Source organism: Cellulosilyticum sp. (assembly GCF_982396655.1).
The window spans coordinates 1-12,141 of the sequence record NZ_CEVXFV010000082.1 but is presented as its reverse complement, the minus strand read 5'-3'; the positions used below and the strand labels follow the sequence as shown (position 1 = coordinate 12,141).

Here is a 12,141-nt window from a genome sequence, read left to right as displayed (position 1 = left end):
ATTTTTATTATTTTTGTTACTGGAAAGATTTAGTTTTAAGTTTACGCTTATGATACATATATATTGATTTTATATCTTTCTGATATCTATCATATCCTTCTATTTCTTCAATATCAAAGTCATCTTCTTCCCAATCTCCTATTCCTAATTTATATTCTGTAAATTCGCTATACATAATATGTACTTTTACAGATAGCAATAATTTTGTGTTATTGAAATTCATTAGTATACTATTCTCTAATCTCCAATATTCTCCTTCGTAATTAATTTTTCCTAATATTTCATCTATTATTACTATTTCTTTTTTCATTTTTTCACCCTCCAATATAGTAACTATTTTAACCATGTTTCTTCTCTGATTCAATTTCTTGATTTTGCGCCTTAATTTCTGAAACTCCACCCAAATGTCCAAAGGTTCCATTTATATCTGTTGGTATTAACTGTACTGTTTTTCCATTATTCAGTTCATGAACAGTTAATTTATTTTTTTCTCTTAAAGTATTTAATCTACTTGCTATCTTAGACTGTTTTTCATTTAGAGACAACCTTTCATTATTAAGATGCTTTTTTATAATTTTATCATCTAATATTCCATTAGCTACCTTCAAAGAGTTTTCATGGGCATTCTTCATTCCAGCTGCATTTTTTCTTACCATCTCACTTGAATTCCCATTATATTTTACTATCTCATTAGCAATTGCATCACTTGTTAATTTATAATTTGTAGGCCTATCTGTTGTCATGTCAATATCTACAGTAAAAACAGCAAACTTATCAAATTCTGGCATTGCATTATTATAAATCACACCCGTTTCATTGTATTGCTTGAGTATCCCCTGTGCATTCTTATGTTGACTAGTCATATCCTCATATTCTTTTAATTCAAATTTAGATTCCCCTCGATTACCTGTCCACTCTCCATAATGAGCATCTTGTTTTGGTATGTAGTTTAACCTATTTATATATGCCTCTGCAGTATCATTTATAGGTGTAATTTCCATATAACCACTAGGGTCATAATACATTACAGGATTATTTCTACAATAAGCATATAGATTCAATCCATCTCCACGATAGACATCCTCTTGCATAAACCTACCTAATATAGGATTATAAAACCTTGCTCTTAGATAGTACTGCTGAGTAACAGGATCATGTTGCTGACCAGTATACTTAATTCTGTTATGAACACCCTCTTGGCTTTCTAAAATATTACCAAAAGCATCATAAATATAACGGTTTTCTACTTTTCCATTACCATTAGTAATAAAGCTTGTACTAAACTGCTCATCTAACTGATAATAATATCTTCCCAGTTCATTACTTCCTGTAGTACCTTCTACATCTGCAATATCACCAGCAACAACATCATAACCTCTTATCAACCTTGATATTGCTTGGTCTTCCTGGTCAGCCTCAACTAAAATCTCATCCTTATGGAATATAAACTTAGTCAGCTTCTGATTTTCTTCAATCTCTGCTCTTAAACCTTCTGCATCATAGCGATTAACAAGTGTCTTGCCTTGGTAAGTTGTGACTTTAGTCTGTTGATTTAAAGCATTGTAACTAAAAGTGGTTGTCCCTTGTGGGCTACTTTCTTTTAGTATATTGCCCCCAGCATCATATGTAAAGTTTGTAATACCTAAATCTTTGTGCAACTCTGTTAACTGATTTTTAGTATTATAAATGAAAGTGCTTGTTTCACCATTAAGCGTTTGACTTAAACGATTGCCTACTAAATCATAAGGAAAACTTTCTGCTCTATTAGGATATTGGTTAGCCCTTCCTCTTTTAAGAATGTAAACTTTTAATCTTATGAAAAAGAAAAAGCACGGCAAGAATTAAACTTGCCATGCTATATAATCGAAAAGTCTTGTTACTCTGTAATAGTTTTCAATATTAATTCTATCTCCTCCGTGTAATCTTGACGCTCTAACTTTATCTCATGCAATATTTGTACAAAATTTTGTTTTTCATTAGGGTTAATTTGTTCTGCAAAAATTTTAAGTTCTTCATCATCGTAATTATCAAAGAGCATTACAATATATTCCTCTACATGTTCTTTTGCATTACTAAATATTAAATCTAATCCTTTTATTAATTCTTTAAAAGCATCACATAAGTCATAATTATTCATTGTCACTATAGTCATTTCTTGAATGTCACAGTATTGATGTGGCTCAATATGTTCAAACTTTTTATTGAAAATCCTACATAATAGGACAATATCACTTAGTTCTAAGATTAGTTCTCCACTTATTACTTGATTATAAATATGATCAAACCCCTCAAAATCATTTTTTTCATGCCCATGGGCATATTTATCCAACTTTTCTACTATGTCCTTCATCCTTTATCTCTCCTTTATTTAGTACATTTACCTGTTTTATCTATAGTATTAGCTTTTTTATTTTGTGCTTCATTATATACTTTCATAGCTTCATCCCTATGTTTTTGTAATGCATCATTTACCACATCCATGTCCACATTAACTCTTTCAGTACCATATGCCCAGCGTAAGTTCTCTATATCAAAATCTAATCTTTCTTCATAACTTAATGCATTATATAATGCATAGTCATATGCTCTAGCCTCACTATCTCCCATTCCATAAGTAAAGGTCAAGTAATGTGTACTTGTCTTTGTATTAGTACATATTCCTTCTTTATATCCTATGCCATCATTTTGAATTGAATCAGCAGCTGGCATATGATGAGGTGTCATATCATCACCCACTGGTTTAGGCGTAGCTCCATAACTTGCTATAGTTAATTCATTAGTCACCTTATTTTTTTTCCCATATGTGAATGAAATTAAATCTTCTTCAGATGTAGCTAAGCTTGATAGCTTATTTATTTTAAATTGCTCATATTGATTCTGCAATTCTTGCCTTATCTGCTCAGGAGTCATATTTTTTACTAGTTGTGCCAGTTCACTTTGTTTTACATATCCACTAGGATCATAATACATAATAGGATTATCCCTACAGTAAGCATATAAATTCAGTCCATCCCCACGATAAATATCCTCTTGCATAAATCTACCTAATATAGGATTATAGAACCTTGCTCTTAGATAGTATTGCTGAGTAACAGGGTCATATTGCTGGCCAGTATATTTAATTCTGTTGTGAATACCCTCTTGGCTTTCTAAAGTATTACCAAATGCATCATAAGTATAACGGTTTTTTACTTTTCCAATGTCATTAGTAATAAAGCTTGTACTAAATTGCTCATCTAGCTGATAATAATATCTTCCCTGTTCATTACTTCCTGTACTACCTTCTACATCTGCAATATCACCAGCAACAACATCATAACCTCTTATCAACCTTGATATTGCTTGGTCTTCCTGGTCAGTCTCAACTAAAATCTCATCTTTATGAAATATAAACTTAGTCAGCTTCTGATTTTCTTCAATCTCTGCTCTTAAGCCTTCAGCATCATAGCGATTAATGAGCGTATTGCCTTGATAGGTTGTAACTTTAGTCTGTTGGTTTAAAGCATTATAACTAAAAGTGCTAGTGCCTTGTGGACTACTTTCTTTTAGTATATTGCCCCCAACATCATATGTAAAGTTTGTAATGCCTAAATCTTTGTGCAATTCAACAAGTTGGTTCTTTGTATTGTAAATAAAAGTGCTTATTTCGCCATTAAGCGTTTGACTTAAACGATTGCCTACTAAATCATAAGTAAAACTTTCTTCTCTATTAGGATATTGGGTTTTAATCAAACGATTCATACTATCATAAGCAAAATGTGTTTCTTGATTAAGTCCTACTTTGCTTAAGCGATTACCATTGAGGTCATATTGGTAAGCAAAGTCTTGGAGCTTTTCACCCTCTGTTGTTAGGGTGAGTAAATGAGAAATATTTTGGTCACTGTCATAGCTATAAACTGTTTTAATACCATTACCATAAATGATACTTTCTATTAAATTATTAGGTAAATAAGTATACTTTGCAACGACTTTCCCTTCATCATCTGTCAGTTCATTGATTCTACCTAAAATGTCATAACTATAATAAGTACTTTTACCTGTTATATCTTTAATAGAAGCAATTTGTCCATCTTTATAATACGTATATGCAATTAAGGTACGTCCACATGTTGATTTGCTTGCTAAATAACCTTCTGGTGTATAACTATAGTTATATACAAATCCATCGGCCTTGGCGGTAAGTAGTTGGCCTTTTGTATTATAGCTATAACTTTTTCTAACTGTGGATGGGGTTTCTTCTATATTAATAGAAACATTTTCACCCTGATTATTTGCAATACTAGACCTATTATTTCCCTTATCGGCGTAAGCTACTTGACTGACTAAATTGCCATCTATATTATAGGTATTTTCTACTCGGTTGCCATTTCGGTCGATATGTAGCGTTAATCGTCCTTCTTCATCATAATAGAATTTTTCACTTAAGCCTTCTTGGTCAATGATTTCACTGACCTTGCCAAAACTATTATAATGATAAGTAATTGTGCCACCATTGGCATCTGTTGTCGTGGTGATATTACCTGCATGGTCATAAGTATATTTTTCTACCCCACCATCTGCTGCTGTGACTTCTGTAATTCGTCCCCAGCCATCTACTTGGTAGAAGGTTTCATTATGATTACCATCTATGATACCTGTGATTTGACCATTGGCATTATAGCTATACGTTTGAAGCTTCTTACCTTGCTCCGCTGTTCTTGCTGTGCTGACAGATAACACTTGGTTTTGAATCGTATAATCATAAGTGATTGGATGACCTAAAGCATCTTTTTGCACCAGTAGATTATTAGAAGGATCATATTCATTTGCTTCCACTATTTGTCCCAGTGCATTAACTGTTTGTACTCTATTTCCTCTTGCATCATAACTATAAGTCGTTCCAGCCCCATTATCTAACTGTACTTGATAGTTTCTTGCATCTACTTCTTTAATAAGTTGATCATTTTTATTATAGAAATAACGTTGGACTACACTTTCATTCTCCTTGATATGCGTTAATCTATCTTTTAAATCATAGTCATAAGCCCGCTTATTAGGTGCCACACCCTCACTTTGCTCTTCTACTTTAATAACATTATTGGCTGCATCATAGGTGTAGTATGTGGTACGATCAATACCATTTTCCTTGTCTACCACATGCTCACTCACTAACCGGTCACAGGCATCATAACTTCTTTCTATTTGATAACCTTTTGGTGTTAGAATAGCGGTTAAATTGCCATTTGCATCATAGTTATACTTCGTGACTGCCCATAAAGTTCTGGTACTCTTTTCACCTAACATACGGCTATCTAAGGCTTCTTTCTTCTGAACCAGCCAGCCTGCCTTATTGTAAATATAGTGAATACACTGTGAAACTTCTTCATTAATTTTACGTTCTTCATAGCTTCTTTGACCAAGGCAGTTATATTCATAACGCAGCATAGCGCCATAATCATCTTTGACTTTAATCAGATGATTATTTTTATCATAACTTAAATAAATGCTATGATAACTTCTTGGATAGCCTTCTTCAACTACAAAATCTAAGCCATGTTTTTCTGTAATCTTATTGCCATTTAAATCATATTCAAAGCATGTTAACTTATACAATACTTTGTTATATTCTTCCTTAACAGGTTCACGTTTTTCAATTAAATTGCCTAATAAATCGTAGCGATAGTAGGTGGTATAACCTTTAGCATCTCTACTTTCTAACAAATCACCATTTAAGTTATATGTATAGGAAGCTTCTTGTACACCTTCAGGATTAATGACCGTGACAAGCTGATTCATTTCATTGTAGCTATAAGTATATCCTCTTCCATCATCCACTTGAGCATCATAAGCTTCAGGTAAAACGTGCTTCATCAGATTGCCTTCTGCATCATAAAAAAATCTTTCAATCCCACCATCTAAATAATGCTTCTTAATACACTTATTATCAATATTATACTCAAAAGTAGTCGTTAACCCTGTTTCTGTACTAGAATCATAAGTATTCGGATGAATTTGTTTAATCAAATTCCCTTCTACATCTGTTTCTTGCTTATAATGTTGATCTAATGGGTCAATCACTTCTACTAAACGGTCTAAGAAATCATACTTATAGGTATAACCCTTTTCTTTACTTGCCCAAGCCTTAGGCGAATAAAATGCCACCAATTTACCCATCTGGTCATAAAGCTTTTGCGTAATATTGCCTTCTCCATCTTTAATGCGGGTCACATAGTTCAGGTTGTTATAACCAAATTCCACCGTACCATAGTCATTTTCAATGCTCATGCGGCGGCCTAGCTTATCGTATTCATAGTAAGTGATTTCACCCATAGCATTTTTCACACGACTTGGTTCACTTTGCCCCTCATCATAAACATATTCTATCATGCCTTTTAGGCTATCTTCCTCTGTCAGCATTCTACCCATATAGTCGTAGGTATAATGCTTACTTTGCCACTTTCCTGTAGCAATCTTATGTTTTTCTTCTATAAGATTATGTTTAAAATCATAGTTATAAAGACTTTCCCTACCACCATTATCTACCCTTTTAATAAGTCTATGGTCTTCATCATAACTATAAACAGTATGTAAGCCATTTGGTAAAACTTCTTCTAGAAGTTCATTATATGGACTATATATCTTTTGGCTAACAGCACCTAAACGATTTTTCTCATAACAACGATTTTTATAAGCATCATAGTCATAATACGTAGCTGTCCCATCCATATATTCAATCTTATGAATGAGTAAGTTTTCATCATAATAAAAGCGTTCTATCTTTTCACCCTTATTATAATTAACCGTCGTTACATAATTTTTGGTATCATAAGTTGCTTCATAAGTATAACCATTAGCAAGTTCTTGGAAAATAGTACGTCCTTCTGCATCATAAGTATTGGTTAAATAAGTGACCCCATTTTTATCAATAGCAGACTCTATATAACCTTCCTTAGTATACGTATAAGTAGAAATCCCTTGGTCCAAATGTACCACATGGGTTAATAAATCGCCTTCATAACGATATTGCAGCGTACGCCCTAAATCATCTGTCACTTGTATTAACTTATCTTCATCAAAGGTAAACCTTAAAGTATAACCTAAACTTGTTGTAATCTTTTGCAGCCTTTGATTATTATATTCAAAAATAGTCTTTTGATTATTCTTATCAATACTGTAAATCATTCTACCTGTTGCATTATAAACATAAGTATTATGGGTTTTATAGTCTAAAATATGCCACTCACTATGCAGCGTATCGTAACTTAAACTAAAACGTCCATTTTCGCCTGCTTCATTTTGCCAGGTGCCATCTATCTTCACAAAGCTTACTGTATGTCCTGTCACCAAAGTGGCATAAACCCTTGCCTCATCTTTAAAAAGCTGACTATCATAATTCAAATGCCAGCCCTTGCCTAGCATGCCTACTGCTAAATCAGCTGAACTATAATGTCTTTTTAACCCAAACTCTTCATTTAAATCAGGCATTTTGAAATCTACGGCATCGATAAAGAAACCACCGGTTACAGCATCAATAGGTTCACCAAAACATTCTGCTAAAAAGTTAGCTGTAAGGTTATTGGCAAGGCTTTGCTTAATATCATAGGGTTGCCCTGTTAACCAAGATACTGCTCCATCCATTGCTGTATCCACAGTTGTCCCAACTACCATATTGGTAGCTTTTCTACCTAGTGTACTATTAAGAACATCATCAACATACTTACCGCCTTTAGCACTCAGCTTACCTATAATGCCTTGTGTCGCTTTACTACCAAAGTGTCCAGTAATTGCACCTAGGGTTACATTAAATGCTAGACTTCCTGGGTCTACTTTACCTGTTTGAATATAGCTATCTATAGCACTTGTAATACCATTAACTCCCATATGCGATAATACTTGAGCTTTTTTACTCTTACTACAGAGCTGCGCTACTTTTCCAACCTTCCCCAGCTTTCCCAACTCTCCTAACTTGCTAAATCCACCACCTATTGCTATACTTGAAACAATACCAAAAACAATTTCAACCCCACCTTGTACAAGGCGATAAGCTTTTTCATTTCCTTGAAAGACCGTATCCCTCATAAAATTATAGGATTGCCGCAAATCTCCTGATTGTACCTTCTTATAATCTTGCACTGCCTCTGCTGTATCACTAATAGCCATCACAGTCTGAGCAGCACCTGTTGCATATACTGTCATCATTAATGGACCTGCTAGTGCAGCCCCAGCTCCACCTGTCGCTACTGTTAAACCTACTGCTAAAGCTGTTATAGCTACTGTTTTAAGTATGGTACAAACACCCTTACGAAAACTATCTACTGCCGCTTGTTTTTTAGCTTCTAATTGCTCATAGGCATTGGCATTACAGTCTGCTCTTAGTGCTTCATCTTCTGCTGGGTCAGGTAAAAATGACTCTGGTGACTGTGCAGGTGGATTCTTAACACTGCCATCTTTTTTCATAAAAGTAGCCATAACATTTTGTTCTTCTGTTAAAAAAATACCTTGTTCACTACCATCTTCTCTTACTAAAGCAAGGTTTTCTTTAGCCGTAATATGAATACTTTTAGGCTTAACAGGTGGCACATCTGAACCTGGAGGTGCCTCTCTTTCACCAATGTTCATACTCTTTTGAGTCTGCATAGAAATGTTTTTACCCACTAAGTTGATATTTCCAGATTGATCTAGCGTAATACAGATCTTCTTGCCTTCATCTGCTGCAAAACTAATATCACTTGGGGTCATCTTCATTTCTGAACCTGTTGTATTCGAAAATGATTTATTATCTGGATTTTGTGCACGGCTATTATACTTACTTGCGCCTGTTGCTGTACGTATGGCATGAACTGCTATGGCTTCTCTTTCATCATGGCTTGGAAAATAAATATGTACCTTACTGCCTTCTTCTGGCATGCAATAAAAGCTACTACTTTCAATGGCATAAGTAAAATACTTCAGATTCGGCCTTGCTTCATAAACAGGGTCAATATCAAAATGTACCCTGACACAATTTCCCTTTCGTTCTTTAACAACTGCAGGTATACTCATGCCGTAAATATCTGGATGCATTTGATAAGGCACACGTACCCCTTTTAAACGACTTAAAACATAACTAAAAATCAATTCATCTTGTATTGTTTCTAAAGTAACGCTTGTAACTTGTGTTTTTACCTTATTGAGCAAGATTTCTTCCCCTAAATAAAGCCTTTTAGGTGTTTGAATATGCCAAGTAATTGTTTCTTGTGGATAATAGGCTTCGAGTGCATTAAAAAAGTAATATTTTTCCAAATCTTTTTGGATAATAAATTCGTCTTGTTCTAGCTTCATGCCATACTGTAACTTGGGAAGCCCAAAGTAAATACGCCCAAATGTTTCTGTGGGGTCTTCTAGTAAAAAGGTTTCAAAGTGGGTAGCGAGACGTCTTAAAAAGGTCCAATCCGTCTCTTCATATTGAAGTAAAAAATCAGGTATTTTTGCATTGTTTGTAATTTGATCTTGAAAATCTTTTTTTGGATATGGTTTTAATACTTTTTCGATTACACTTTTATAGGTTAAATCTAAATCACAGAAGCTTTGACTTTTCTTTTCTAAATCCCAGTCATAAGCATAAGAAACACATTCTAAAAGTAAATAATAGTGTCCGGCCTCTTCACACATACTTACCTTGAGTGGTTTTCCTTTAAAAATAGCTTGTTCTCTCTTATTTTGCCGGTGCATTTGGGTCACTATAATACAGCTATTTTCCCCTAATGCCTCTACAGCTTCCGCAATCTTCATCTCATCCATTAATATTTTAAGTGAAAGCCTTACATGTTCATTTAAGGATTCTTTTAAACAAAAATATTCAATTTGAATTGCTTCTTCTATAGGTAGTTCTACCTTTATTCCCCTATAAGATAATTCCATTTACTCACCCCATTTCTTCTTCCTGTAATTATCCAGGCTGTCCTGTAGATACCAATTTGATCTCGCCCCCATACTGGCAAGTTAGTTTTCCTGTCTCAAGTAATGGTTTGATACTTTCTAATCTCACTGTTGCTTTTCCATTACTCCAAGGTGACACAATAATTGGTGTACATTCTCCTACACATTGCGCCATAAGGCTATCATCAGGTTTTACCTCATTTTTACAAAAGATACCCATAACTTTTTCCCAAAAGCTTTTAGGCTCACTATTTACCTTTTCTGTAATTGCAGCTGCCACAGCTTGTACCGATGGATTTTCTGGGCTTGTACATCCCCCAAAGGTCTGTATATTCGTATAGGGCTTAAAATCTGAGACTATTAATTGTGCAATATCATGAATAAAGCAGCCATGGCTTAATGGTACCACCACATGACTTACACGTATGCCACATGAACAATAAGTTTCTGCACCATGTACAACATAAGATGGGTTCATTGCTTTTTGAATCATAGCCATTGCATTAGCTGCGACTGCAGCTAATGCGTTTGCTTCTCCCTCTTGAGCTGCTGATTCTGATTGCTCTTGTCCCCCCTCTTTCGCTTGCTGCTCTGCTTGTTTCTCAGCTTCAGCACGCTCTTTTGCTCTCTCTTTACTACGGGCTATTGCTTGATCTGCTGCTTTATTGGCATCAAAAGAACTTTTTGGTGCTTCTCCTCCCATTTAAACCACCTCTACTTCTTCAAATAAAATTCCCTGTACTTGCCTTCTTAATAGACTTTCTACCACAGCTAAGCTCACTATTAAGTACACACCTTTTACATCCTTTAATTGAAAAACATGATGATCGCCTATTTTCTCTCTATCTAAAATTATTTTTTTCTCCAGGCCATCTGGATAAAATAATGCCTTTTCACTTAATGCCTCAATATGGTCCGTTATAATGTGATAATATATTTCCTCTCTTTGCGTTTCCTTATGAATAATCACTACCTTCTTGCTAATCAGTTCATCTTCATACATATCCAAAACACCTTGTACAACCTCAGATGCCATATACACAGGATTTTGAATAAAATCTGAATAAGCTTCATCCCCTTTTCCTACAACATAAAGGAAGCTTGTATCATTTAACTGATTAGCTTCTTCTTTATGGAAAACTTGATGCTTGCCATTCATATCAAAATCTCTTAGCTTAAAACTATATGATAAGTGCTGGTCTTGTTTCATAATAAAGTAACGCATATTAACTCCTTTCTATATGGATGCTTTGTAACTGAATAGGGGAAAGATGTAAATAAGGTACATCTACATCTGAGAATATTGCTTCAGTTAAATCTGCCTCCTCAAAATCTACATTTTCAAAATGACTTTCTCTAAAATCACTATTCTTAAGTAATGCCCCTTTAAAACTACAATTTTTTAGTTCACACTCTTTAAATTTTCCCCCTAAAAAGGCGGCTTTTGAAAAATCTATATCCTCTAACTGACACTTTTCAAAAACTGCAAAGTAAAGCTGTTTTTCTTTTAAATGACCGCCTTTGAAATTACCTTCATACCAATAACTACATACCAGTTGGTCTTCCTTTTCTGCACTTAATTTAAGTGCTTCTTCCCAGTCTTCTTGTGTTTTAGGATAACGATCTACTTGTAAAATAATTTCACTATGATCACGATATTCACCCCATCTTATAATCCATAACTCACACTTGGGAATGGCCTTAAAATCCGCATTACTTTCTATATCTTTTAAAGTAAAACGTAGCAAGTGTGCAATCAGTCCATTTACTTCCTTAACTTCATCAAATATTCTATTTAAAATATCATATTGGTTAATCTTGCCTACATATCTTTTTCCCTCAGCGATAAGCTTATCCCAACGTTTATTAAGTTCTTCAAATAAAAAACTAATATCGAGTTTCACCATAACAGGAGCTTCATCTAAATACCAACTTACATCATAAGCATGTAATAATACGGTGTATTGACGCGCTATTAAATCTATCCTTAAGAATGAAAATTGAAAATGTACAATCTCATCTTTATGTGCTTTTTCAACCTGTTCTTTAAGCTTTGTAAAACCTTCCAATATCACTTCTTCTAATTTCTTACTTTGTTTTTGAAGGTGTTCCCAAAAGCCCATTTTATAGTCTTCTAACACTTCATTTGCATAGGTTGTAAAATGTGTTAATGCTTCTTGTCTTGTCACCTTAACTATCATTCCTTTCGCTGTGCTCAAGGCACAAAAATTTATGAAAAATGTT

The 12,141-nt window shown here is 34.2% G+C and carries 7 protein-coding genes; all 7 read right to left on the bottom strand.

Annotation, left to right across the window (positions count from 1 at the left end; genetic code table 11):
• Window positions 1-16: 16 nt before the first annotated feature.
• Entirely contained in the window at window positions 17-310 is a 294-nt protein-coding gene (locus tag AC1VAQ_RS19980; protein ID WP_479904446.1) for a hypothetical protein, read from the bottom strand.
• Window positions 311-338: 28 nt separating this feature from the next.
• Entirely contained in the window at window positions 339-1,838 is a 1,500-nt protein-coding gene (locus AC1VAQ_RS19975; RefSeq protein ID WP_302597029.1) for an RHS repeat-associated core domain-containing protein, read from the bottom strand.
• Window positions 1,839-1,876: 38 nt separating this feature from the next.
• A complete protein-coding gene (locus AC1VAQ_RS19970; RefSeq protein WP_302597028.1) occupies window positions 1,877-2,350 on the bottom strand; it encodes a hypothetical protein in 474 nt (157 codons plus the stop codon).
• A 14-nt stretch (window positions 2,351-2,364) separates the two neighbouring features.
• A complete protein-coding gene (locus AC1VAQ_RS19965) occupies window positions 2,365-9,879 on the bottom strand; it encodes an RHS repeat-associated core domain-containing protein (protein ID WP_479904445.1) in 7,515 nt (2,504 codons plus the stop codon).
• 28 nt (window positions 9,880-9,907) lie between these two features.
• On the bottom strand, window positions 9,908-10,600 hold the full coding sequence (locus AC1VAQ_RS19960; RefSeq protein WP_302597025.1) for a DUF4280 domain-containing protein: 693 nt from the start codon (window positions 10,598-10,600) through the stop codon (window positions 9,908-9,910).
• Window positions 10,601-11,122: an imm11 family protein gene (locus AC1VAQ_RS19955; RefSeq protein WP_302597024.1), complete on the bottom strand. Its 522-nt coding sequence runs from the start codon at window positions 11,120-11,122 to the stop codon at window positions 10,601-10,603.
• 1 nt (window position 11,123) lies between these two features.
• The coding region (locus AC1VAQ_RS19950) for a pentapeptide repeat-containing protein (protein ID WP_302597023.1) at window positions 11,124-12,141 on the bottom strand (1,018 nt) is incomplete at its 5' end.